The following is a 23,041-nucleotide window of genomic DNA, read 5'->3' as shown; positions in this document are numbered from 1 at the left end:
TGCCCGGCTCCACCGTGGCACGGGCCGTCCAGAATAGCCCATTGAGCGCGCATAAAAAAAGGCGCTATTAGCGCCTTTTCGGAGAAAGCCTCTTACAGGATCAGCGCTTATCCCTGCGCTTCTTGTCGGCTTTCTTGTGGTGCGACATCATCCGACGCTTCTTGTTGACCTGACGGTCTGTCAGCGTGTTCTTGTTCCCCTCGTAAGGGTTCTCGCCACCTTTGAACTCGATACGGATCGGCGTACCGACCAGTTTCAACACGCGGCGATAGGTGTTTTCCAGATAACGGACGTAGGACTTGGGTACTTTCTCGACCTGGTTACCGTGAATCACGATCAACGGCGGGTTGGCACCCCCCAAGTGCGCATAGCGCAGCTTGATACGACGGCTGCCCACCATGGGCGGCGCATGCTCGCTGACCGCGTCTTCGAGGATCTGGGTCAGGCGACTGGTCGGCCAGCGGGTGACCGCGGACTTGAACGAGTTCTGCACCGACTGATACAGGTTGCCCACGCCCGTACCATGCAGGGCCGAGATGAAGTGAATGTCGGCGAAGTCGACGAAGAACAACCGGCGTTCAAGCTCGGTCTTCACGTAGTCGCGTTCGCTCGGCACCATGCCGTCCCACTTGTTCAGGGCGATAACCAGCGCACGACCCGCTTCCAGGGCGAAGCCCAGCAGGTTGAGGTCGTGATCGACCACGCCTTCACGGGCATCCATCACGAAGATCACCACGTTGGCGTCTTTGATGGCCTGCAGGGTTTTCACCACCGAGAACTTTTCGACTTCCTCGTGGATCTTGCCGCGCTTGCGCACACCCGCCGTGTCGATCAGCGTGTACTTCTCGTCATTGCGGGTGAACGGAATGTAGATGCTGTCACGGGTGGTGCCCGGCTCGTCATAGACGATAACCCGGTCTTCACCCAGCATGCGGTTGACCAGCGTCGATTTACCGACATTGGGACGACCAATGATGGCAATCTTGATGCCGTCTTTTTCGCTTGGACCCGGGATGCGCTTGGCTTCCTGACCTTCAGCGACGACTTCGGTTTCGCCCTCTTCTTCCTCTTCCCCTTCGTCTTTCGGGAACTGGCTAAGGGCGATTTCCAGCATCTGGCTGATGCCACGACCGTGAGCACCGGCTACCGGGATGGCGTCGCCCATGCCCAACGGGGCAAATTCAGCTCGGGCCATTTCCGGGTCGATGTTATCGACCTTGTTAGCGACCACATAGGAACGCTTGCCACGCTTGCGCAAGTGCTCGCCAATCATCTGGTCCGCAGCAGTGAAACCGGCACGGGCGTCCACCAGGAACAACACGACATCAGCTTCTTCGATGGCCAGCAGGGACTGCTCGGCCATTTTTTCATCCATGCCATGCTCGTCACCGGAAATACCACCGGTGTCGATCAGGATGTAGGAGCGCCCTTGCCACTTGGCCTCACCGTATTGGCGATCACGGGTCAGACCGGACAGATCGCCGACAATAGCGTCGCGAGTCCTGGTCAGGCGGTTGAACAAGGTGGACTTGCCGACGTTCGGTCGACCCACCAGGGCGATTACGGGAACCATGCGGCTCTCCACTTCGTTATTTCAGAAAATACAAAAGCCGCTGCAGAGCAGCGGCCGGAGTTCGGAGCAGCACCTTTCGGTGCTGCAGGCCCTGCCGAAGCAGGGCTGCCAGAGGTCCAGGACCTCAAGCATAGACAGTCTTTACTTGATGGTCAGGGCTTCCAGCTTGCCACTGTTGCCATACACATAAATCATGTCGCCAACCACCAGCGGACGAGTTCGCAAGCCGTCGCTGTCGATGCGCTCGCGCCCCACGAAACGACCATCCACCTGGCTCAACAGGTGCAGATAGCCTTCCATGTCGCCGACCGCTACGTAGCTGGAATAGACTTCCGGCGCGCCAAGTTGGCGGCGCGCCAGAGCATCATTGCTCCACAGTGCCGTGGACGAACGCTCGTCGATACCTTCGACGGTGCCATTGGCCAGGCTAACGTAGACGCTGCCAAAACCCTGGGCGACACCCGCATAGCTGGATGCATCACGCTGCCAGAGCACACGACCGCTTTCCAGGTCCAGGCCGGCAACGCGACCTTGATAGCTGGCAACATACAAGGTGCTACCAGAGAGCAGCAAACCGCCGTCGATATCGACAACGCGCTCCAACTCGGAACGACCTTGCGGGATAGCAACGCGCTGTTCCCAGACCGGTACGCCGCTGGCCGTGTCCAGAGCAACGACTTTACCCGTTGACAGGCCCGCCACCGCGAGGTGATTGGTCACAATCGGCGCGCCAGTACCGCGCAGCGTCAAGACTGCCGGCGTGCTTTCGTAGATCCAGCGCTGAGTGCCGGTGGCGGCATCAAAGCCGACCACGCGGTCGTTCTGAGTCTGGACAACCACCACATCACCATTGGTTGCAGGCGGAGCCAGCACTTCGCTGGTCACGTGGGCACGCCATTTTTCTTCGCCGGTCGATTCGTCCAGGACGACAATCTCACCCTTGAGCGTACCGATCATCAGCATGCCGTAACCCACACCGACGGCACCGGAGACCGGCAGTTCGAGGTCTTTCTTCCAGGCGACGTCGCCGTTCATGCGATCCAGCGCCATGATCACGCCCGTCACATCCGAGGCGAAGATCCGGCCGCCATCCACGGCCGGGACCAGCATGTTATAGGTTTCGCCCTGACCGTCACCGATGGAGCGGCTCCACTGTTTGTGCAGGACCACCTCTTCCTTGAAGTCGGTCAGCTCGGCCGGTGGCAGTTCTTTTTTGCTGTTGCTGCTGCAACCCGCGGCCAGAATGGCCAGAGCCAGCAATGCTGCATGTTTCCAACGAATCACGTCACGCATCCCCTTTGGCCAAGTCATCGAGCTTCATTTGTAGGCCCCCTACGGCTGCTTCTTCAGACAGCGCGGATTTGGCTTTTTTGTATGCGGCATACGCATCGTCAGTGCGACCCAACTGTACCAGCAGGTCACCCTTGAGTTCCTCACGGCTGGCCAGGAATGCCTTGTCGGCATCGCCGTCCAGCAGTTTCAGGGCGTCTTCGGCCTTGTTCTGCGCCGCCAGCACTCGAGCCAGACGCTGACGGGCAATTTCGCCCAACGTAGCGCTGGCGGGCTTATCCGCAACCAGTTTCAGCTCGGCCGCCGCGTCATCCAGCTTGCCGGTATCGACCGCCACCTTGGCGACAAAAAGGCTGCCGTACTGGGCGTAAGCCGTGCCGCCGTACTCGCTCTTGAGCTTGCTGGCGATGTCGGCAACACGTGCGGTATCAGCCTGGCCGCTTGGCGTCAGCGTGGTTTCCAGCAACTGCTGGTACAGCGCGGATGCACCTTGCGACTGATTGCTTTGGTAGCGGCTCCAGGCCTGCCAGCCAAGAACGATGACCAACGCCAGCAAACCACCTGTCAACAGGGGTTTGCCATTACGCTGCCACCAGTCCTTCATTCCCGCCAGCTCTTCATCTTCGGTACGCGACACCCCAATACTCCTATTCGCTAAATCGGCTGTTAGTCAGTTTCAACCCTGCACAATGCAGGAGGCCAGGTGCTCGGACAGAGCATCCCAGGCAATATTTTGTTGTTCGCCCTGGCCACGCAGGGGTTTGACACCGATCATTTGTTGCGCCAACTCTTCCTCGCCGAGGATCAGCGCGTAGAGAGCACCGCTCTTGTCGGCTTTTTTGAACTGGCTCTTGAAGCTACCGCCCCCGGCATTGACCTGCAGACGCAGGTTCGGCAACCGGTCGCGAACCCGCTCGGTCAAGGCCAGTGCCGCCAGTTCGGCAGCTTCGCCGAATGCACACAGGTAGACATCCACCTGACGGGAGATTTCTTCCGGGATCTGCTCCAGGGTTTCAAGCATCAGCACCAGACGTTCGATACCCATGGCGAAACCGACACCACTGGTGGGTTTACCGCCCATCTGCTCGACCAGCCCGTCATAACGACCACCGGCACATACCGTGCCTTGGGCGCCAAGCTTGTCAGTGACCCATTCGAAGACGGTCTTGCTGTAGTAATCCAGCCCACGAACCAGCTTGGGGTTGATGACGTAAGGAATACCGGCAGCCTCCAGGCGTGCCTTGAGGCCTTCGAAATGCAGGCGCGACTCATCGTCCAGGTAGTCCGCCAGTTTCGGGGCATCCACCAGCACCGCTTGAGTTTCAGGGTTCTTGGTATCGAGCACCCGCAGCGGATTGGTTTTCAGACGGCGCTGACTGTCTTCATCCAGCTCGCTCAGTCGGCCCGACAGGAATTCCACCAGCGCATCCCGATAGCGCGCACGTGCTTCGCTGGTGCCCAGGCTGTTGAGCTCGAGCTTGACCGCGTCACGGATGCCCAGCATGCCCCATAGGCGCCAGGTCATCACGATCAGCTCGGCGTCGATGTCCGGCCCGTCAAGGTTGAACACCTCGACGCCAATCTGGTGAAACTGGCGATAACGGCCTTTTTGCGGACGCTCATGGCGAAACATCGGGCCGATGTACCAGAGTTTCTGCACCTGGCCGCCGCCGGTGATGCCGTGTTCAAGCACTGCACGCACACAGGCTGCCGTACCTTCAGGACGCAAGGTCAGCGAATCGCCGTTGCGGTCTTCGAAGGTGTACATCTCTTTTTCGACGATGTCGGTGACTTCGCCGATAGAGCGTTTGAACAGCTCGGTGAACTCCACGATGGGCATGCGAATCTGCCGATAACCGTAATTATCGAGCAAACGCGAGACGGTGCCTTCGAAATGACGCCACAACGGGGTCTGCTCGGGCAGGATATCGTTCATGCCACGAATGGCTTGCAGAGACTTACTCACAAAAAATCCTTAGCAATTCTTGGGTTAGCCACGCGCAATAAGCGCTGCGTCAGCCTCGACCTTTTCGGCCGCTTTCTGGCGGATCAGGCGTTCCAGCTCATCCACCAGGTTGTCATTGGTCAGCTTTTGCGCCGGTTTACCATCGATGTAGATCAGGTTCGGCGTACCGCCGGTCAACCCGATATGCGCTTCCTTTGCCTCACCCGGCCCGTTGACCACACAACCGATAACGGCAACGTCCAGCGGCACCAGCAAATCTTCAAGGCGCCCTTCCAGCTCATTCATGGTCTTGACCACATCGAAGTTCTGCCGCGAGCAGCTCGGGCAGGCGATGAAGTTGATGCCACGGGAACGAAGGTGCAACGACTTGAGGATGTCGTAGCCGACTTTCACCTCCTCGACCGGGTCAGCGGCCAGCGAGATGCGGATAGTATCGCCAATCCCTTCGGCCAGCAGCATACCGAGGCCAACGGCTGATTTCACCGTTCCTGAGCGCAAGCCACCGGCTTCGGTGATACCCAGGTGCAAAGGTTGAACGATTTCCTTGGCCAGCAAGCGATAGGCTTCGACGGCCATGAACACGTCGGAAGCCTTCACGCTGACTTTAAAGTCCTGAAAGTTCAAGCGTTCAAGGTGCTCTACGTGGCGCAGTGCAGATTCAACCAGCGCCGCTGGCGTGGGCTCGCCGTATTTCTTTTGCAGGTCTTTTTCCAGCGAGCCGGCGTTCACGCCGATCCGGATCGGGATGCCCCGATCACGGGCCGCGTCCACCACGGCACGCACCCGGTCTTCGCGACCGATATTGCCCGGATTGATACGCAGGCAATCGACACCCAGCTCGGCAACGCGCAAGGCGATTCGGTAATCGAAGTGAATATCGGCAACCAGTGGCACTTTGACCAACTGCTTGATCCGCCCGAAGGCCTCGGCGGCGTCCATGTCGGGCACCGAAATCCGCACAATATCCACGCCTGCGGCTTCAAGACGATTGATCTGGGCGACGGTGGCGGCCACGTCATTGGTATCGCTGTTGGTCATGCTCTGCACTGCAATCGGCGCGTCGCCACCGACCGGAACCGAGCCGACCCAGATTTTTCGAGATTCGCGACGCTTGATCGGAGATTCGCCGTGCATGACTTATTGCCCTAGCTTCAGACGAGCGGTTCTGCCGTTGGTGAATGACGACAGATCAACCGGCTGGCCATTGTAGTTGACCGAAACACCGGGCGGGTTACCCAGGGTCACACTCAGGGGAGGCTTGCCATTTACGTTCAGGCTGTCGCCTTTGCGCTTCAGGCCGCTGAAAAGCGTCTTGTTGCCTGCATCAGTCACCTGAGTCCAGCAATCACCCGTGAACTGCATGACCACTTGCCCCGCACCAGCGGGAACCTCCGGCGCCGCTTCAGCCACAGCGGGCGCGGTGACAGGTGCGCTTGGCGCGACGGATGTAACAGGAGCAGGAACAGAGGGCGTTGCCGGAGCATGTGCCGGAACGTTTGCCGATGCCGAAGGCGCGGTTGGCGTGGATGCAGGCGTTTGCGTCTCGGGTGTGCCTGGGTTCAGGGGCAACGGCGACTGATTGCTGCTCAGCCCTTGCGTCACTGCCTGATCTTCCGGCTCATCCAGCGGGTGAATCTGCGTGGTGCCGTCGGCGCTTTCCACCTCGACGTGCTCCGGGGCCAGACTGACGGTGTCCCTGCCACGCTGGGATGCCTGATCCTGCCACCAGAGGAAACCGGCACCCACCAGCACCGCCAGCAAAAGCAGGCTGACAATGCGCAGGATGTTATGCGAAAGCCGAACCGGCTCTTCGATACGGCCCAGCGCATGGACAGGCGCCCCTTTGCCATCGGTACCGGTGTATTGATCGAATTGATTGACCAGTGCGGTCTGATCCAGATCCAGTAACTTGGCATACGCCCGCACGTAGCCACGGGCGAACGTGTGCCCGGGCAATTTTTCGAAATCGCCAGCCTCAAGGTTGTGCAAAGATGTAGCCGTGAGGTTCATCCTCAAGGCGACATCCGGCAGCGACCAGTTTTTATTCTCGCGAGCCTGACGCAGGGTTTCGCCAGGATTTACGCGGGTGGCTGCTACAACTTCGGGATGCACCGCTTTCATCATTGCTCCGACAGGTATTGCTGATATTCCGGCGTACCGGGATAGAGTCTTTTGAGTTGCAGCCCGAAACTGGCTGCTTTGTTGCGATCGTCAAAGACTTTCGCCAATCGCGTACCGAGCAATAGACTACGTGCATTTTGCTCACTCAGTTGGCTAAAACGATCGTAATAGTCGCGCGAGGGCACATAATGCCTGTCTTCGAAGGACAACTCAGCCATTTCCAGCAATGATCGTGGCAATAAGCGATCAAGGCGTAAGGCCTTGGTGAAATAATTCAGCGCCGCTTCACGGTCGCTTAGCTTCACTGCCGTCATGCCCAGGCTCTCGAACACTCGCGAACGCTCTGGATAAAGCGTGTCTGCGGCCGCCTCTTCATAACGGGCATAGGCTTCTTTGTAACGGCCTTGCTCGTAAAGAAAGCTGCCGTAGTTGTTTAGAATGCGGGCGTCTCCCTTGCGGGAAGACAATGCCTTGCGAAAATGCTGATCGGCCAGCTCCGGCTCCATTTCGGCCTGGAACACCAGCGCCAGCGCAGCATTTGAGTCCGCATCCGAGCTGTCCAGCTCCAGCGCTTTCTTCAACGGCACCTTGGCCCGCTCGGTCTGCCCTTGCTGCAAATAGCCAAGACCCAGCTGCACATAGGCCTCTCGAGCAGCGTCCCGGCCCTTGCTGGTGCTCATCGGAGCGACATTGCCCGACGTGACGCAGCCCGCCAGCAGCGTCATGAAAAAGAGCAGCAGCGCGGCACGCACAGGCATGGAGGTCCTCTTGGTCAAGTTCAGGATCAGGTTCGCGTCGTGGCGTTCTGGGCCACTTCGGCCTCGGCACTCAACTCACGTACGGCGATGTAGCGCTCGCTGCGACGGGTCCGATCCATCACCTGGCCTACCAACTGACCACAGGCGGCATCAATATCCTCGCCCCGAGTGGTGCGTACAGTGACGTTGTAGCCAGCCTGATGCAACTGATCCTGAAAGCGACGGATCGCATTGTTGCTCGGACGCTCGTAACCCGAATGCGGAAACGGGTTGAACGGGATCAGGTTGATCTTGCAAGGCGTATCTTTGAGCAGCTCGATCATCTCGACGGCATGCTCGACCTTGTCGTTGACGTCCTTGAGCATGGTGTACTCGATAGTGAGCACCCGCTTTTCACCCAGGGTCTTCATGTAGCGCTGGCAGGACTCCAGAAGCATCTTCAGCGGATACTTCTTGTTGATCGGCACCAGCTGGTTGCGCAGCGCGTCATTGGGTGCGTGCAGCGACAGAGCCAGGGAGACGTCAATGTGCTTGGCCAGCTCATCGATCATCGGCACGACGCCGGAGGTGGACAGCGTCACCCGGCGCTTGGAAATGCCATAGCCCAGGTCATCCATCATCAGATGCATGGCGGCAATGACATTATCGAAGTTCAGCAGCGGCTCACCCATGCCCATCATCACCACGTTGGTGATGGCACGGTCGACGGTTGCCGGGACGCTGCCAAAGGATTTGTTGGCAATCCACACCTGACCGATGACTTCGGCGGCGGTGAGGTTGCTGTTGAAGCCTTGCTTGCCGGTAGAGCAGAAACTGCAATCCAGCGCGCAGCCCGCCTGGGATGAAACACACAAGGTGCCCCGCTTGCCCTGGGGGATGTAAACCGTTTCGACACAGCTGCCGGACTCTACGCGCACCACCCATTTACGGGTGCCGTCGCTGGAGATGTCCTCGCTGACGACTTCAGGACCACGAACTTCGGCACAGGCCTTAAGCTTTTCGCGCAGGGCCTTGCTGACGTTAGTCATGGCGTCGAAATCATCGACGCCAAAGTGGTGAATCCACTTCATGACCTGTCCGGCACGGAAGCGCTTCTCCCCGATCGAGTCGAAGAATTTTTCCATTTCCAGTTGAGTAAGACCCAACAGGTTTGTTTTGCCAGTCGATGCAATCATGAATTCACCCTTCACTCGTTAGTCAGCAGGACTTAGCGAGTGGTCACCTCGGTAGCTGCGAAGAAGTACGAGATTTCGCGAGCTGCAGCGGCTTCGGAGTCGGAACCGTGAACAGCGTTGGCGTCGATGGAGTCAGCGAAATCAGCGCGGATAGTACCGGCAGCCGCTTCTTTAGGGTTGGTAGCGCCCATCAGCTCGCGGTTTTTTGCAATAGCGTCTTCACCTTCCAGAACCTGAACAACAACAGGACCGGAGATCATGAAGGCAACCAGGTCGCCGAAGAAGCCGCGAGCGCTGTGCTCAGCGTAGAAACCTTCAGCTTCGGCCTTGGACAGCTGCTTCAGTTTCGAAGCAACAACGCGCAGACCGGCTTTTTCGAAACGAGTGGTGATTTCGCCGATTACGTTTTTAGCAACGGCGTCAGGCTTGATGATGGAGAAAGTACGTTGAACAGCCATGGTGTAACTCCAGAAACAATGATTAAAGCGAAAAATTAAACCCGCGAATTATACGCGGGTTCTGATGTATTGCCTAACTGCAAAGGTTACAGGATTCAGTCCCGCTCATCGATCCAGGTGGCCTGGATCGCTTCGAGAACCTTTTCCCCGCCGCGATCCGGCACATCGTCGAATTCAGGCAACTCTGTGACCAGATTGCGCAACCTGACGAAGTTCACGGACAGCGGATCGATTTCAGGGTGGCGCTCGGCGAGCAGGATAGCGATATCCAGCACATCTACCCATTTAAGACCCATGACAGCTCCTTGTCAGTGCGGCGCCTCGGCCGCATGGTTTAGCGAATATTTCGGAATTTCCACCGTCAGGTCTTCAGTGCCGACGATGGCCTGGCAGGACAGACGCGACTGAGCCTCAAGACCCCAGGCCTTGTCGAGCATGTCCTCCTCCAGCTCGTCCGCCTCTTCCAGCGAGTCAAACCCCTCGCGGATGACGCAATGACAGGTGGTGCAGGCGCAGACACCGCCGCAGGCGCTCTCGATCTCGATATGGTGCTCGTGCGCCAGTTCGAGAATAGAAGTGCCGGGCGCCGCCTCTACCACCAGACCTTCCGGGCACAGTACTGCGTGAGGCAGAAAAATGATCTGCGGCATCGGTTATTCCTCGATTTCATTCAGATTGCGCCCCGACAGCGCGGCCTTGACCGTCAAGTCCATGCGTCGGGCTGCAAAAGCGTCGGTCACTTGCGACAGACGCTTGGTCTGCTGCTCGATGGCGGGGCCGTCGGTGCCTTGCATCAATTCACGTAATTCCTGGAGTTGCAGGTCAATGACCCTGCGCTCCTCGTCATCCAGCAGACGATCGCCATCGGCATCCAGCGCTGCTTCAACCGCCTCGACCAGACGCTGAGCGTCGACCTGTTGCTCACGCAATACCCGGGCGACCTTGTCGTCACTGGCGTACTGGAACGAATCCTTGAGCATGCGGGCGATTTCGCCGTCGGTCAGACCGTAGGAAGGCTTGACCTGAATACTGGACTCGACACCCGAACCCAACTCCCGGGCCGCCACGCTGAGCAGGCCATCGGCATCAACCTGGAAGGTGACGCGGATTTTCGCGGCACCGGCAACCATGGCCGGAATGCCCCGCAGTTCGAAGCGCGCCAGGGAACGGCAATCGCTGATCAACTCGCGCTCACCTTGCAGCACGTGAATCATCATGGCCGACTGGCCGTCTTTGTAAGTCGTGAAGTCCTGAGCCCGCGCAACCGGAATCGTGGTGTTGCGCGGAATGACTTTTTCCATCAGGCCGCCCATGGTTTCCAGCCCGAGAGAAAGCGGAATCACGTCGAGCAGCAGCAGTTCTTCGCCGTCGCGTTTGTTGCCCGCCAGGGTATCGGCCTGGATCGCCGCACCGATGGCGACCACTTGATCCGGATCGATTTCGGTCAATGGCTGACGCCCGAACAGCTCACCCACCGCCTGACGCACGCGAGGCACCCGGGTAGAACCACCGACCATGACCACCGCTTCGACTTCATCCAGCTCGATGTTGGCGTCACGCACCGCACGGCGACACGCCTTGAGGCTACGGGCGAGCATCGGCTCGATCAGCGCGTCGAAGGCGTCGCGGGTCAACACACCGCGCCAGTCCCCGTAGGCGACATCAACACTGGCAACGTCAGTCAGGGCTTCCTTGGCCGCGCAGGCTGCCTGCAGAAGGCTGCGCTGGGCGGACGGGTCGATATCCGCCGACAGACCTGCCTCGGCGACAATCCAGCTGGCGATGGCGTGATCGAAGTCATCGCCACCCAGCGCGGTATCACCGCCAGTGGCCAGCACTTCAAAGACGCCGCCCGTCAGGCGCAGGATCGAAATATCAAACGTACCGCCACCCAGGTCGTAGATGGCAATGACGCCCTCGGCGTTCTGGTCCAGGCCATAGGCGACGGCTGCCGCCGTGGGCTCGTTGAGCAGGCGCAGCACATTGAGGCCGGCCAGCTTGGCGGCATCCTTGGTGGCCTGGCGCTGAGCATCGTCGAAATACGCCGGAACGGTAATCACCGCCCCCACCAGCTCGCCGCCCAATGCCAGCTCGGCACGCTGACGCAGGACCTTGAGAATATCGGCGGACACTTCGACCGGGCTTTTCGGGCCTTGGACGGTTTCGATAAACGGCATGTGCGACTCGCCACCGACGAAACGGTACGGCAGCTGTTCGCCCAGCTGTTTGACGTCCGACAGACCGCGCCCCATCAGGCGCTTGACCGAGAGCACGGTGTTGAACGGGTCGGTCGCGGCGGCATCCTTGGCGGCCTGGCCCACTTCGATGCGGTCGGCGTGATAGCGCACGGCAGAGGGCAGAATGACCTGCCCTTGCGCGTCAGCCAGCGGCTCGGAAAGACCGCTGCGCAACGCAGCGACCAGCGAATTGGTGGTGCCCAGGTCGATACCCACAGCCAGCCTGCGCTGGTGCGGTTGAGGACTTTGGCCGGGTTCGGCGATCTGCAGTAAGGCCATGCTTTATCTGAATAATCACAGGCGTGCAGCCAGAAGCAGCACGGGGTTAATCGTCGAGGCGCTCTTCCAGCTGGCGCACTTCGTAAGAGAGCTTGTCGAGGAACTGCATGCGCCGCATCAGCCGTTCGGCCTCATCGCGCTGCGCAGCGTCGTCCCAACAGGCGGCGAAGCTTTCGTTCAGTTCTTCCTGCGCACCTTTCAGGCGTCGCTTGAATACAGCTATCCCCGCCAGATCCGCTTCGTCCTGCAAGTCCTCAAGCTCTTCGCGCCATTGCATCTGCTGCTGCAGAAACTCAGGATCGTGCACGGTGACTTCCAGCGGCACTTCGCCACGCATCGCCAACAGATAACGCGCGCGCTTCGGGGCGCTCTTGAGCGTCTGATAGGCTTCGTTGAGGCTGGCGGAATGCTCCAGCGCAAAGCGCTGCTCACGCTCGGAGGCGTCAGCGAAGCGGTCCGGATGAACGCCGCGAGCCAGCTCGCGATAGCGCGTAGCCAGCTGATCAAGGTCGAGAATGAAGCTCGGCTTGAGCTCGAACAGAGCAAAATGACAAGGAGTACCCACAATAAGCCTCAGATGTTGAAGCTTTCGCCGCAGCCACATTCACCGCGCGCGTTAGGGTTATTGAACTTGAAGCCTTCGTTCAGCCCTTCCTTGACGAAATCCAGTTCGGTGCCATCAAGGTAGACCAGGCTTTTCGGATCAATGATCACTTTGACGCCGTGCAATTCGTACACGGTGTCCTCAGTGTTTGCCTCGTCGACGAACTCGAGCACATAGGCGAGACCGGAACAGCCTGTGGTGCGAACACCCAGACGAACGCCATCACCCTTGCCGCGCCCGTCAAGAGAGCGTCGTACGTGTTTCGCGGCAGCTTCTGTCATGCTGATAGCCATCGGGACTCCTTGTTTGTCGCAAGCTTCTTTAACAAAGGAACACTGCTTACAGCAGGCCTTTCTTCTGCTTGTAATCGCGAACAGCCGCCTTGATGGCGTCTTCCGCGAGCACGGAGCAGTGGATCTTCACCGGCGGCAATGCCAGTTCTTCAGCCAGTTGAGTGTTTTTGATGGTCTCTGCTTCATCCAGAGTCTTGCCCTTCATCCACTCGGTCGCCAGAGAGCTGGACGCAATGGCCGAACCGCAGCCGTAGGTCTTGAACTTGGCATCTTCGATGATGCCCTGCTCGTTGACCTTGATTTGCAGGCGCATGACGTCGCCGCAAGCCGGAGCGCCGACCATGCCGGTGCCAACATCAGGATCTTCCGCGTTCATCTTGCCGACGTTACGCGGGTTCTCGTAGTGGTCGATGACCTTTTCGCTGTAAGCCATGATACTTATCCTCTCATCAGGGAGCCGCTCTGCGAGTCACACGCACGGTTGGTTTCGCGTGACCCGCTCTGTAGACGGCTTTAAATTAATGCGCCGCCCACTCGATCTTGGAGATGTCGACGCCGTCTTTGTACATGTCCCACAGCGGCGAGAGCGCACGCAGCTTGGTAACCGCTTCGCAGACTTTCTGCGCCGCATAATCGATTTCTTCTTCGGTGGTGAAGCGCCCGAAGGTAAAGCGTATCGAGCTATGGGCCAGTTCGTCATTACGACCAAGGGCGCGTAACACGTAAGACGGCTCAAGCGACGCCGAGGTACAGGCCGAACCCGACGAAACCGCCAGATCCTTGAGCGCCATGATCAGCGACTCGCCTTCGACATAGTTGAAGCTCAGGTTCAGGTTGTGCGGCACACGGGAAATCATGCTGCCATTGATGTACAGCTCTTCAAGGCCTTCAACCTGTTTGTAGAAGCGCTCGCTCAAGGCTTTGACGTGGGCGTACTCGGCAGCCATGTCTTGCTTGGCGATATGGAACGCTTCACCCATGCCAACGATCTGGTGGGTGGCCAGGGTGCCGGAACGCATGCCGCGTTCGTGACCACCACCATGCATGGCTGCTTCCAGGCGAACGCGCGGTTTGCGGCTCACGTAGAGGGCGCCGATGCCTTTGGGGCCGTAAGTCTTGTGTGCCGAAAAGGACATGAGGTCAACCTTGAGGCTGGCCAGGTCGATTTCAACTTTACCCGTGGATTGCGCTGCATCAACGTGAAACAGCACGCCGCGCGAGCGGGTCAGCTCGCCGATGGCGGCGATGTCATTGACGGTACCGATTTCGTTGTTCACGTGCATGACCGACACCAGGATGGTGTCGTCGCGCAGAGCCGCTTCGACCATCGCCGGAGTGATCAGGCCGTCTTCGCCTGGCTCGATGTAGGTGACTTCAAAACCTTCACGCTCAAGCTGACGCGTCGTATCAAGCACAGCCTTGTGCTCGATCTTGTTGGTGATGATGTGCTTGCCCTTGCTGGCATAGAAGTGCGCCACGCCCTTGATTGCCAGGTTGTCGGACTCGGTGGCACCGGAGGTCCAGACGATTTCACGTGGATCGGCATTAACCAGATCCGCGACCTGACGGCGCGCGTTCTCAACGGCCTCTTCGGCCTTCCAGCCAAACACATGGGAACGCGATGCCGGGTTGCCGAAGTTTCCTTCGACCGTCAGGCATTCGATCATTTTCTGCGCGACACGCGGATCGACCGGGGTCGTTGCTGAGTAATCGAGGTAAATCGGCAATTTCATTAAAGCTCTCCTATCAGGCAGGCGCACCGCTCATTCATCTGCGTTCATTCGACGGCGGACGTTTGAATCTTATCCAGGTAATGCGTCGTGGTACTGGAACGACGCAGGTCCTGGCGCTGGGCGACTTCTTGCACCTCACGGCGAGTCACAAGGTCAGCCAGACTGATACCGCTTAGAAATTCGTGAATCTGCTGACTGAGATCACACCACAAGTGGTGGGTCAGACAGGTGTCACCGGCATGACAATCGCCCAGCCCCTGGCAACGGGTTGCATCAACGGACTCGTTGACCGCATCGATCACCTGGGATACCTGGATGCCTTGCATGTCGCGGGAAAGCTGATAACCACCACCCGGCCCCCGAACGCTGGACACCAGATTGCTACGGCGCAATTTGGCGAACAGCTGCTCAAGATAGGACAGGGAAATGCCTTGTCGCTCGGAAATATCAGCCAGGGACACTGGCCCGTTCTGCGCATGTAATGCCAGATCGAGCATGGCAGTTACAGCGTATCGGCCTTTCGTTGTCAGTCGCATGGCGTGTACCGCGGAGGTTCGGAATGAAACAAGTATGCTATTCCCGAGTATTTAAGTCAACTATAAGACCGAGCAAATTAGTCGGGAATACCTGCAAAACAGCGGCCGCATCATAGCAAATGCGGCCGCATATGACACGTTCGGCGCCACGCAACATCAGGCGATCTTGCTTTCACTCTTGTCCTTCACGCAATCGAAGACTTCGTCGTGAAGCTCAGGCAGCTCCTTGGCACAGTAATCACTGCCCAGACCTTTGAGTGCGTCGCACATGCCTTCGAGACGAACATCCACCGCTTGCAGGTGGTCGAGCAACTGGCCAATAGCCCGCGCCACGGGGTCAGGCATGTCCTCGCTGACGCCATAAGCATCGAAACCCAGCTTCTCGGCAATGGCTTTGCGTTTGGCCTGTACGTCATCGTCGGACTTGATAATGATGCGTCCCGGGATACCCACTGCGGTCGCTCCGGCGGGCACCGCCTTCGTGACGACGGCATTGGAGCCTATCTTGGCACCCGCCCCGACCGTGAACGGCCCAAGCACTTTGGCGCCAGCCCCCACCACGACGCCATCTTCCAGGGTGGGATGGCGCTTGCCGGCGTTCCAACTGGTACCGCCCAGCGTCACGCCCTGGTACAGCGTCACGTCATTGCCAATCTCGGCGGTTTCGCCAATCACGATCCCCATGCCGTGATCGATGAAGAACCGCCGTCCAACCTTCGCGCCAGGATGAATTTCGATACCCGTCATCCAGCGGCCGAAGTTCGACACCACGCGCGCAGGCCACTTCAACCCTTGCCGCCACAGGATATGCGCCAGACGATGAAGCCAGATCGCGTGCATACCGGGATAGCAGGTGAGCACTTCAAACGCATTGCGCGCAGCCGGATCACGATGAAACACACTTTGAATATCTTCTCGCAGACGTTCGAACATCATTGATCCTTGCGTTTGTAGGGTTCACCGCGTGCAGATTTCTGGGTTTCGGTCAGGATGCCGCGCAAAATACTCAGCTCCGACCGATTCACATCGCTGCGACCGTAAAGGCGACGCAATCGAGCCATCAAATGCCGTGGTTTTTCCGGATCGAGGAAGCCGATGGCGACCAGCGTCGCCTCCAGATGCCCGTAAAAACCTTCCATTTCATCCATGGTTGCCAGATCGGCGCTGCGCACGGACGTCACTTCGTATTTTTCGGTCTTGGTGGGTTGCCCCTGAACGGCCAGCCAGGACATGCGCACTTCATAGCTCAACACCTGAACCGCTGCCGCGAGATTCAACGAGCTGAAGTCAGGGTCGGAGGGGATATGCACATGATAGTGGCATCGCTGCAGCTCTTCGTTGGTCAGGCCCGCGTACTCACGGCCAAATACCAGCGCCACTTCAGCGCCCTGCCCGGCCTGCTCTGCGGCCATCACGCCGGACTCACGCGGATCCAGCAGCGGCCATGGAATGCGCCGGTCGCGGGCACTGGTGCCCAACACCAGATTGCAGCCCACCAGCGCGTCCTCAAGGGTCGCAACCACCTGGGCGTTTTCGAGGATATCGCCCGCGCCGGAAGCCCGGGCGTCGGCCTCATGATTTGGAAAGACCAGCGGATCCACAAGCACCAGGCGCGAAAGCCCCATGTTTTTCATGGCGCGAGCAGCTCCTCCGATATTGCCGGGATGACTGGTACCGACCAGAACAACACGAATGTTTTGCAGCAAGGCAAGCGCTCACAGACAGAAGAAAGGGGAACGAATATTACAGAAGCCCCCCGATTAACGCTATGAAGGCTTGCGGATGTGCCTCGCAGCAGCGTTGGAGCGAGGCTTGTCCGCGAAGAACGATAACGCACACCGTCTGGACCACCGCGGGCGCCTGATTCGCGGGCAAGCCTCGCTCCAACAGGCCGGTTTTAGCTTTACGCGACAACACGGTGCTGGAAATATTTCGCCGTACGCCATAGAATGTTCGGCTTTCTTTAACGACCCAGGTGAAACGTCCATGCAGCCCATGCTGAATATCGCGCTGCGCGCCGCCCGCAGCGCCAGCGAATTGATTTTCCGCTCCATCGAGCGCCTGGATACCATCAAGGTCGATGAAAAAGGTGCGAAAGATTACGTCACCGAAATCGATCGTGCTGCCGAGCAACTGATCGTCACCGCCCTGCGCAAGGCTTACCCGACTCACGGCATCCTGGGTGAAGAAACCGGCCTGCATGAAGGCACCGGCGAAGGCGCCGACTACCTGTGGATCATTGACCCGCTGGACGGCACCACCAACTTCATTCGTGGTGTACCGCACTTCGCCGTCAGCATCGCCTGCAAGCACAAAGGCCGCCTGGCTCACGCCGTGGTTCTCGATCCGGTTCGTCAGGAAGAGTTCACCGCCAGTGCCGGTAACGGCGCGCAACTTAACGGTCGCCGCATGCGCGTCAGCCCGCGCACCAGCCTTGAAGGCGCCCTGCTCGGCACCGGCTTCCCGTTCCGCGACAATCAGATGGACGACCTGGAAAACTACCTGGGCATGTTCCGCAGCCTGGTAGGTCAGACCGCCGGCATCCGCCGCGCTGGCGCTGCGAGCCTGGACCTGGCCTACGTGGCCGCAGGCCGTTTCGATGCGTTCTGGGAATCCGGCCTGTCCGAGTGGGACATGGCGGCAGGCGCCTTGCTGATTCAAGAGGCCGGCGGGCTGGTCAGTGACTTCACTGGCGGTCACCACTTCCTGGAGAAAGGCCACATCGTGGCTGGCAACACCAAATGCTTCAAAGCCGTGCTGACTTCCATCGCACCGCACTTGCCTGCATCGCTGAAACGCTAAGTTTCAGCATAAAAAAAACCGGCGAAATGCCGGTTTTTTTGTGCCCGCCAGATAGAAAAAAAGCACCCGAGCAGACCGTTTGAACGCCTTACCTTCAATCGCTACGTTCTTGAACAGCCTGCAAAGGTGCTTTTCTCTGAAGGCAGAAGCCTGTTACTGGCCCGCCTGGCCCAGCACCAGCTGACCTTCCTTGTTTACCGGAATCTGGCTGCCAGGATCACGGTCCATGCGTACCTGACCGACCTTGTCATTGAGCTTGTACTTCACGTCATAGCCCACAACCTTGTCGCTGATGTCATTGACCGTGTTGCAACGCGTTTGAGTCGTGGTGTAGGTATCACGATTCTGCATGCCTTCCTGAACCTTGTTACCGGCATAACCACCACCGACCGCACCTGCGACAGTTGCGATCTTCTTGCCATTGCCGCCGCCGATCTGGTTACCCAGAAGACCACCGGCAACCGCACCAATCACGCTACCGACAATCTGGTGCTCGTCCTTGACGGGCGCCTGGCGTGTTACGGCGACGTCCTTGCACACTTCACGCGGTGTCTTGATCTGCTGTTTGACGGGCTCTACCGCCAGGACCTCAGCATATTCAGGGCCGCTTTTAACGAGGCTGTAGGTGGCAACAGCACCGCCGGCCGTCACAACGGCAGCGCCCAGCACAGCACCAACAAGCAACGATTTGTTCACGTGAACCTCCTGACCATCTCAAGCGCAGTTTTCTACGCGACCTGGGTCTATTACCGTTTCAGCGCGAACCGCGTGTCGGGTTGCAGACCTGAACCTTGGAACATAAAAAAAGGCGCGAGTTCAAAACTCGCGCCTTTGGGGTACTCCGAGTGAACGCCTGACGTTATGGGCGGTCGTCCACTTCATCAGCCACCACAGGAGGAATCAGATCCTCACTGGACAGGTTCAGCCAGATCAGCACGACGTTCGCGATGTAGATCGACGAGTAGGTACCGGCCAACACGCCGATGAACAGCGCAACCGAGAAACCGTGCAGGCTGTCACCACCAAACGCCCACAACGAGCCGATTGCCAGCAACGTCGAGATGGACGTCGCCGCCGTACGCAGCAGGGTTTGCGTGGTGGAAATGTTGATATTCTCGATCAACGTTGCCTTACGCAGCAGGCGGAAGTTTTCCCGGACCCGGTCGAACACCACGATGGTATCGTTCAGCGAGTAACCGATGATCGCCAGTACAGCCGCCAGGACCGTCAGGTCGAAGGTGATCTGGAAGAACGAAAGAATACCCATGGTCACGACCACGTCGTGGATCAGCGACACGATTGCACCGACGGCGAACTTCCACTGGAAGCGAAACGCCAGATAGATCAGCACGCCACCGAGCGCCATGAGCATGCCGAGGCCGCCCTGGTCACGCAGCTCTTCACCCACCTGCGGGCCGACGAACTCGACACGCTTGATCGTCGCCGGGTTATCGGCGCCGGACTTGCGCAGGGCGTCGGCTACCTGAGTACCCAACTGCGGGTCATCGCCCGGCATGCGTACCAGCAGGTCGGTGGTCGCGCCAAAGCTCTGCACCACCGCATCCTTATAGCCCGCAGCAACCAACTCTTCGCGCACCTTGCCCAGATCGGCAGGCTGTTCGTAGGTCAGCTCGATGAGCGTGCCGCCCGTGAAATCCAGGCCGTAGTTCAACCCCTTGGTCGCCCAGCTGAACAACGCCAGAGCCGTAAGGAGCATCGTGACAGCGAACGCAACGTTGCGAACGCCCATGAAGTTAATGGTACGTAACATGTCAGCCCCTTAAATCCACAGCTTCTTGAAGTCACGCCCGCCATAGATCAGGTTGACCATTGCGCGGGTCACCATGATGGCAGTGAACATCGAGGTAAAGATCCCGAGTGACATGGTCACGGCAAAACCCTTGATCGGGCCGGTGCCCATCGCAAAGAGAATCCCGCCGACCAGCAGCGTTGTCAGGTTGGCGTCGATAATCGCGGTATACGCCCGATCGAAACCTTCGTTGATGGCTCGCTGCACGGTCATTCCGCGAGCGATCTCTTCCCGAATACGCGAGAAGATCAGCACGTTGGCGTCCACCGCCATACCCATGGTCAGGACGATACCGGCGATACCCGGCAGGGTCAGTGTGGCACCCAGCAAGGACATCAGGGCCAGCAGCAGCACCATGTTCAGCGCCAGGGCTACCGTGGCGATCAGACCGAAGAACCGGTAGATAACCATGATGAACAGCGAGACGAACAGCATGCCCCACAGCGAAGCATCGATACCCTTGGTGATGTTGTCGGCACCCAGGCTCGGGCCAATGGTGCGCTCTTCGGCAAAGTACATCGGGGCAGCCAGACCACCGGCACGCAGCAGCAGCGCCAGCTCGGAAGCCTCACCCGGACCGTTCAGACCGGTAATACGGAACTGACTGCCCAGCGGCGACTGGATGGTCGCCAGACTGATGATCTTTTTCTCTTCCTTGAATGTTTGAACCGGCACATCTTTCTCGACGCCGCTCACCATTTGCTTGGTGTAGGTGGTCGTCGGCTTCTGCTCGATGAAGATCACCGCCATGCTGCGACCCACATTGCTGCGCGTCGCGCGACTCATCAGATCGCCGCCATGACCATCCAGCTTGATGTTCACCTCCGGACGACCGTGCTCGTCAAAGCCAGCCTTGGCGTCAGTGACCTGGTCACCGGTGATGATCAGGCCACGTTCAACCGCTGCCGCCGGACGACCGCCTTCGCGGAACTCGAACATTTCGGTAGTGGCTTTGGAATCATCAGGACCTGCGCCCAGACGGAACTCAAGGTTGGCGGTCTTGCCCAGAATACGCTTGGCTTCAGCGGTGTCCTGTACGCCCGGCAGCTCAACCACGATGCGGTTGGCGCCCTGACGCTGGACCAGAGGCTCGGCAACGCCCAGTTCGTTGACCCGGTTACGCACCGTGGTCAGGTTCTGCTTGAGCGAATATTCGCGGATCTCGGCCACTTTGACGGGTGTCATCGCCAGACGCAGCACGGGAATACCGTTCAGATCAGCCGGGACGATATCGAAATCGGTAAAATTCTTGCGGATCAGTGTACGCGCTTCTTCGCGGGCGGCTTCATCGCTGAAACCCAACTGAATAGCGCCATTGAGCTGCGGCAGGCTGCGATAACGCGCCTTTTCCTTGCGCAACAGGCTTTTGACTTCACCCTCGTAGACTTTCATGCGCGCATCCAGCGCCTTGTCCATGTCGACTTCCAGCAGGAAGTGCACACCACCGGACAAGTCCAGACCCATCTTCATCGGGCTGGCACCCAGATCGCGCAACCACGTCGGCGTGGTCCGGGCCAGGTTGAGTGCGACAACGTAGTCATCACCCAGCGCCTTGCGCGCAACATCCTTGGCTGGCAACTGATCTTCTTGCCTGCTCAGACGCAACAAACCGCCTTTGCCATTCTCAGCCAGAGAGGCGGCCTTGACCGCGATACCTGCATCGGCAAGTGCCTTGCTGACGCGATCGAGGTCCGCCTGATTGACCTCCAGCGCAGTGCTCGCGCCGGTGATCTGAATCGCCGCGTCATCAGGATAGAGATTGGGTGCGGAATAAATAAAGCCGATCACCAGCACTGCCAGGATCAGCACGTATTTCCACAGAGGGTATTTGTTCAGCATCACGCCGCCCGCTTATAACGCGGGGCGCCTTGCGCGCCCCGTCGATTGGTAAAAGACTGAAACCTTAAATCGCTTTCAGGGTGCCCTTTGGCAGGGTGGCGGCAATAGCGCCTTTCTGAATTTTCAGTTCAACGGTGTCAGACACTTCGATGACAACGAAGTCATCAGTCACTTTGTTGATCTTGCCAGCAATACCGCCGGAGGTGACAACTTCGTCGCCCTTCTGCAAGTTGCCGAGCAGGTTCTTCTGCTCTTTGGCGCGCTTGGCCTGCGGACGCCAGATCATCAGATAGAAGATGACCAGAAAGCCGACCAGGAAAATCCATTCAAAGCCGCCACCCATAGGGGCCGCGGCCGGTGCAGCAGCGTCCGCGAAAGCGGAAGAGATGAAAAAGCTCATTTAGCACTCCAGTTGCAAAGTTAATAAAACGGAAAAACCCGGTTCAATCAATCCAAAGGCGGCACGGGAAGGCCACGCTTAGCGTAGAAGGCATCGACAAAGGCGGCCAATGTACCCTGTTGAATAGCCTCGCGCAAACCAGCCATAAGCAGCTGGTAATGCCGCAAATTATGGATGGTATTGAGCATGCTCCCCAGCATTTCGCCGCACTTGTCCAGATGATGCAGATAAGCGCGGGAGAAGTTCTTGCAGGTGTAGCAGTCGCACGTCGGATCCAGCGGCGAATCGTCATGACGATGGAACGCGTTACGGATCTTCAGCACACCTGTATCAATGAACAAATGACCGTTGCGGGCATTGCGGGTCGGCATCACGCAATCGAACATATCGATTCCGCGGCGCACACCTTCAACCAGATCCTCCGGTTTGCCCACTCCCATCAGGTAACGAGGTTTGTCCGGCGGCATCTGCCCGGGCAGATAATCCAGCACCTTGATCATCTCGTGCTTGGGTTCGCCCACCGACAAACCGCCAATGGCCAGGCCGTCGAAGCCGATCTGGTCCAGCCCTTCGAGGGAGCGCATACGCAGGTTTTCATGCATGCCGCCCTGCACGATGCCGAACAGCGCCGCCGTACTTTCGCCGTGGGCGATTTTCGAACGCTTGGCCCAGCGCAGGGACAACTCCATGGAAACCCGGGCCACATCTTCATCGGCCGGGTACGGCGTGCATTCGTCGAAAATCATCACGATGTCCGAGCCCAGGTCACGCTGAACCTGCATCGACTCTTCCGGCCCCATGAACACCTTGGCGCCATCCACCGGGGAAGCAAAGGTCACGCCTTCTTCCTTGATCTTGCGCATGGCGCCCAGGCTGAAGACCTGAAAACCGCCCGAGTCAGTCAGAATCGGGCCTTTCCACTGCATGAAATCGTGCAGGTCGCCGTGAGCCTTGATGACCTCGGTGCCAGGACGCAGCCACAGGTGAAAGGTATTGCCAAGGATGATCTGCGCCCCCGTGGCTTCGATATCCCGTGGCAGCATGCCCTTGACCGTGCCGTAAGTGCCGACCGGCATGAACGCCGGGGTTTCCACCACGCCCCGCGGGAAGGTCAAACGGCCGCGACGCGCCTTGCCGTCAGTGGCCAACAACTCGAAAGACATACGA

25 protein-coding genes are annotated in these 23,041 nt (G+C 58.7%); 1 reads left to right on the top strand and 24 read right to left on the bottom strand.

What is annotated here, in order from left to right; genetic code table 11:
- Nucleotides 1-100: 100 nt before the first annotated feature.
- From der to trmJ, 19 genes are all read right to left on the bottom strand, one after another.
- Entirely contained in the window at nt 101-1,573 is a 1,473-nt protein-coding gene (gene der, locus ACP7B0_RS10335) for a ribosome biogenesis GTPase Der (RefSeq protein ID WP_426141191.1), read from the bottom strand.
- Between the two features lie 141 nt (nt 1,574-1,714).
- A complete protein-coding gene (gene bamB / locus ACP7B0_RS10330; protein ID WP_426141550.1) occupies nt 1,715-2,866 on the bottom strand; it encodes an outer membrane protein assembly factor BamB in 1,152 nt (383 codons plus the stop codon).
- The gene (locus ACP7B0_RS10325) at nt 2,859-3,500 is read right to left on the bottom strand and encodes a YfgM family protein (protein ID WP_426141190.1); all 642 of its coding nucleotides are present in this window, start codon (nt 3,498-3,500) and stop codon (nt 2,859-2,861) included. Before ACP7B0_RS10325 ends, bamB begins: the two co-directional genes overlap by 8 nt.
- Before the next feature lie 39 nt (nt 3,501-3,539).
- Complete coding sequence (gene hisS / locus ACP7B0_RS10320) at nt 3,540-4,829, bottom strand: histidine--tRNA ligase (RefSeq protein WP_426141189.1); 1,290 nt, start codon at nt 4,827-4,829, stop codon at nt 3,540-3,542.
- A 24-nt stretch (nt 4,830-4,853) separates the two neighbouring features.
- Nucleotides 4,854-5,963: a flavodoxin-dependent (E)-4-hydroxy-3-methylbut-2-enyl-diphosphate synthase gene (gene ispG / locus ACP7B0_RS10315; RefSeq protein ID WP_426141188.1), complete on the bottom strand. Its 1,110-nt coding sequence runs from the start codon at nt 5,961-5,963 to the stop codon at nt 4,854-4,856.
- 3 nt (nt 5,964-5,966) lie between these two features.
- Entirely contained in the window at nt 5,967-6,950 is a 984-nt protein-coding gene (locus tag ACP7B0_RS10310; RefSeq protein ID WP_426141187.1) for a RodZ domain-containing protein, read from the bottom strand.
- Nucleotides 6,950-7,708: a type IV pilus biogenesis/stability protein PilW gene (pilW, locus tag ACP7B0_RS10305; protein ID WP_426141186.1), complete on the bottom strand. Its 759-nt coding sequence runs from the start codon at nt 7,706-7,708 to the stop codon at nt 6,950-6,952. The genes ACP7B0_RS10310 and pilW overlap by 1 nt, the downstream gene beginning before the upstream one ends.
- Before the next feature lie 26 nt (nt 7,709-7,734).
- Nucleotides 7,735-8,883, bottom strand: coding sequence for a 23S rRNA (adenine(2503)-C(2))-methyltransferase RlmN (gene rlmN, locus ACP7B0_RS10300; protein WP_426141185.1), 1,149 nt, complete (start codon nt 8,881-8,883; stop codon nt 7,735-7,737).
- A gap of 32 nt (nt 8,884-8,915) precedes the next feature.
- Entirely contained in the window at nt 8,916-9,341 is a 426-nt protein-coding gene (ndk, locus tag ACP7B0_RS10295) for a nucleoside-diphosphate kinase (RefSeq protein WP_020292198.1), read from the bottom strand.
- Nucleotides 9,342-9,436: 95 nt separating this feature from the next.
- Nucleotides 9,437-9,637 carry a Fe-S cluster assembly protein IscX gene (gene iscX, locus ACP7B0_RS10290; RefSeq protein WP_426141184.1) on the bottom strand — a complete coding sequence of 67 codons (201 nt, stop codon included), beginning with the start codon at nt 9,635-9,637 and terminating at the stop codon, nt 9,437-9,439.
- Nucleotides 9,638-9,649: 12 nt separating this feature from the next.
- Entirely contained in the window at nt 9,650-9,991 is a 342-nt protein-coding gene (fdx, locus tag ACP7B0_RS10285; RefSeq protein ID WP_426141182.1) for an ISC system 2Fe-2S type ferredoxin, read from the bottom strand.
- Nucleotides 9,992-9,994: 3 nt separating this feature from the next.
- The gene (gene hscA / locus ACP7B0_RS10280; RefSeq protein WP_426141180.1) at nt 9,995-11,857 is read right to left on the bottom strand and encodes a Fe-S protein assembly chaperone HscA; all 1,863 of its coding nucleotides are present in this window, start codon (nt 11,855-11,857) and stop codon (nt 9,995-9,997) included.
- A 46-nt stretch (nt 11,858-11,903) separates the two neighbouring features.
- Nucleotides 11,904-12,422 carry a co-chaperone HscB gene (hscB, locus tag ACP7B0_RS10275; protein WP_426141179.1) on the bottom strand — a complete coding sequence of 173 codons (519 nt, stop codon included), beginning with the start codon at nt 12,420-12,422 and terminating at the stop codon, nt 11,904-11,906.
- A gap of 8 nt (nt 12,423-12,430) precedes the next feature.
- Nucleotides 12,431-12,754, bottom strand: coding sequence for an iron-sulfur cluster assembly protein IscA (gene iscA, locus ACP7B0_RS10270; protein ID WP_426141178.1), 324 nt, complete (start codon nt 12,752-12,754; stop codon nt 12,431-12,433).
- 46 nt (nt 12,755-12,800) lie between these two features.
- Entirely contained in the window at nt 12,801-13,187 is a 387-nt protein-coding gene (iscU, locus tag ACP7B0_RS10265) for a Fe-S cluster assembly scaffold IscU (protein ID WP_062383507.1), read from the bottom strand.
- An 85-nt stretch (nt 13,188-13,272) separates the two neighbouring features.
- Nucleotides 13,273-14,487 carry an IscS subfamily cysteine desulfurase gene (locus ACP7B0_RS10260; protein ID WP_426141177.1) on the bottom strand — a complete coding sequence of 405 codons (1,215 nt, stop codon included), beginning with the start codon at nt 14,485-14,487 and terminating at the stop codon, nt 13,273-13,275.
- A gap of 44 nt (nt 14,488-14,531) precedes the next feature.
- Complete coding sequence (iscR, locus tag ACP7B0_RS10255) at nt 14,532-15,023, bottom strand: Fe-S cluster assembly transcriptional regulator IscR (RefSeq protein WP_426141176.1); 492 nt, start codon at nt 15,021-15,023, stop codon at nt 14,532-14,534.
- Nucleotides 15,024-15,179: 156 nt separating this feature from the next.
- Nucleotides 15,180-15,956, bottom strand: a complete 777-nt coding sequence (cysE, locus tag ACP7B0_RS10250) for a serine O-acetyltransferase (RefSeq protein WP_426141175.1) — start codon at nt 15,954-15,956, stop codon at nt 15,180-15,182.
- Complete coding sequence (trmJ, locus tag ACP7B0_RS10245) at nt 15,956-16,729, bottom strand: tRNA (cytosine(32)/uridine(32)-2'-O)-methyltransferase TrmJ (protein WP_426141174.1); 774 nt, start codon at nt 16,727-16,729, stop codon at nt 15,956-15,958. The genes cysE and trmJ overlap by 1 nt, the downstream gene beginning before the upstream one ends.
- Nucleotides 16,730-17,009: 280 nt before the next feature.
- Here trmJ and suhB point away from each other — a divergent pair, with 280 nt between their 5' ends.
- Nucleotides 17,010-17,825 carry an inositol-phosphate phosphatase gene (gene suhB / locus ACP7B0_RS10240; RefSeq protein WP_426141173.1) on the top strand — a complete coding sequence of 272 codons (816 nt, stop codon included), beginning with the start codon at nt 17,010-17,012 and terminating at the stop codon, nt 17,823-17,825.
- Nucleotides 17,826-17,978: 153 nt separating this feature from the next.
- Here suhB and ACP7B0_RS10235 read toward each other — a convergent pair whose 3' ends face one another.
- The 5 genes from ACP7B0_RS10235 to tgt form a co-directional block, all read right to left on the bottom strand.
- Entirely contained in the window at nt 17,979-18,521 is a 543-nt protein-coding gene (locus tag ACP7B0_RS10235; protein WP_426141172.1) for a glycine zipper 2TM domain-containing protein, read from the bottom strand.
- Between the two features lie 163 nt (nt 18,522-18,684).
- The gene (secF, locus tag ACP7B0_RS10230; protein ID WP_426141171.1) at nt 18,685-19,596 is read right to left on the bottom strand and encodes a protein translocase subunit SecF; all 912 of its coding nucleotides are present in this window, start codon (nt 19,594-19,596) and stop codon (nt 18,685-18,687) included.
- A 9-nt stretch (nt 19,597-19,605) separates the two neighbouring features.
- Nucleotides 19,606-21,474, bottom strand: a complete 1,869-nt coding sequence (gene secD / locus ACP7B0_RS10225) for a protein translocase subunit SecD (protein ID WP_426141170.1) — start codon at nt 21,472-21,474, stop codon at nt 19,606-19,608.
- 64 nt (nt 21,475-21,538) lie between these two features.
- Nucleotides 21,539-21,874, bottom strand: a complete 336-nt coding sequence (gene yajC, locus ACP7B0_RS10220) for a preprotein translocase subunit YajC (protein WP_426141169.1) — start codon at nt 21,872-21,874, stop codon at nt 21,539-21,541.
- Between the two features lie 47 nt (nt 21,875-21,921).
- Entirely contained in the window at nt 21,922-23,037 is a 1,116-nt protein-coding gene (gene tgt, locus ACP7B0_RS10215; RefSeq protein WP_426141548.1) for a tRNA guanosine(34) transglycosylase Tgt, read from the bottom strand.
- Nucleotides 23,038-23,041: the final 4 nt, after the last annotated feature.

The sequence above is a fragment of the Pseudomonas sp. DWP3-1-2 genome, assembly GCF_049896285.1.
Classification (GTDB): domain Bacteria; phylum Pseudomonadota; class Gammaproteobacteria; order Pseudomonadales; family Pseudomonadaceae; genus Aquipseudomonas.
The sequence above is the reverse complement of the archived record's forward strand: the minus strand, read 5'-3'. Positions and strand labels throughout refer to the sequence as shown.

Coding starts and splice junctions, on each gene's coding strand:
- der (WP_426141191.1), bottom strand. CDS start 1,573: ATGGTTCCCGTAATCGCCCTGGTGGGTCGACCGAACGTCGGCAAGTCC.
- bamB (WP_426141550.1), bottom strand. CDS start 2,866: ATGCGTGACGTGATTCGTTGGAAACATGCAGCATTGCTGGCTCTGGCC.
- ispG (WP_426141188.1), bottom strand. CDS start 5,963: ATGCACGGCGAATCTCCGATCAAGCGTCGCGAATCTCGAAAAATCTGG.
- ACP7B0_RS10310 (WP_426141187.1), bottom strand. CDS start 6,950: ATGAAAGCGGTGCATCCCGAAGTTGTAGCAGCCACCCGCGTAAATCCT.
- pilW (WP_426141186.1), bottom strand. CDS start 7,708: ATGCCTGTGCGTGCCGCGCTGCTGCTCTTTTTCATGACGCTGCTGGCG.
- rlmN (WP_426141185.1), bottom strand. CDS start 8,883: ATGATTGCATCGACTGGCAAAACAAACCTGTTGGGTCTTACTCAACTG.
- ndk (WP_020292198.1), bottom strand. CDS start 9,341: ATGGCTGTTCAACGTACTTTCTCCATCATCAAGCCTGACGCCGTTGCT.
- iscX (WP_426141184.1), bottom strand. CDS start 9,637: ATGGGTCTTAAATGGGTAGATGTGCTGGATATCGCTATCCTGCTCGCC.
- fdx (WP_426141182.1), bottom strand. CDS start 9,991: ATGCCGCAGATCATTTTTCTGCCTCACGCAGTACTGTGCCCGGAAGGT.
- hscA (WP_426141180.1), bottom strand. CDS start 11,857: ATGGCCTTACTGCAGATCGCCGAACCCGGCCAAAGTCCTCAACCGCAC.
- iscA (WP_426141178.1), bottom strand. CDS start 12,754: ATGGCTATCAGCATGACAGAAGCTGCCGCGAAACACGTACGACGCTCT.
- iscU (WP_062383507.1), bottom strand. CDS start 13,187: ATGGCTTACAGCGAAAAGGTCATCGACCACTACGAGAACCCGCGTAAC.
- ACP7B0_RS10260 (WP_426141177.1), bottom strand. CDS start 14,487: ATGAAATTGCCGATTTACCTCGATTACTCAGCAACGACCCCGGTCGAT.
- iscR (WP_426141176.1), bottom strand. CDS start 15,023: ATGCGACTGACAACGAAAGGCCGATACGCTGTAACTGCCATGCTCGAT.
- cysE (WP_426141175.1), bottom strand. CDS start 15,956: ATGTTCGAACGTCTGCGAGAAGATATTCAAAGTGTGTTTCATCGTGAT.
- suhB (WP_426141173.1), top strand. CDS start 17,010: ATGCAGCCCATGCTGAATATCGCGCTGCGCGCCGCCCGCAGCGCCAGC.
- secF (WP_426141171.1), bottom strand. CDS start 19,596: ATGTTACGTACCATTAACTTCATGGGCGTTCGCAACGTTGCGTTCGCT.
- secD (WP_426141170.1), bottom strand. CDS start 21,474: ATGCTGAACAAATACCCTCTGTGGAAATACGTGCTGATCCTGGCAGTG.
- yajC (WP_426141169.1), bottom strand. CDS start 21,874: ATGAGCTTTTTCATCTCTTCCGCTTTCGCGGACGCTGCTGCACCGGCC.
- tgt (WP_426141548.1), bottom strand. CDS start 23,037: ATGTCTTTCGAGTTGTTGGCCACTGACGGCAAGGCGCGTCGCGGCCGT.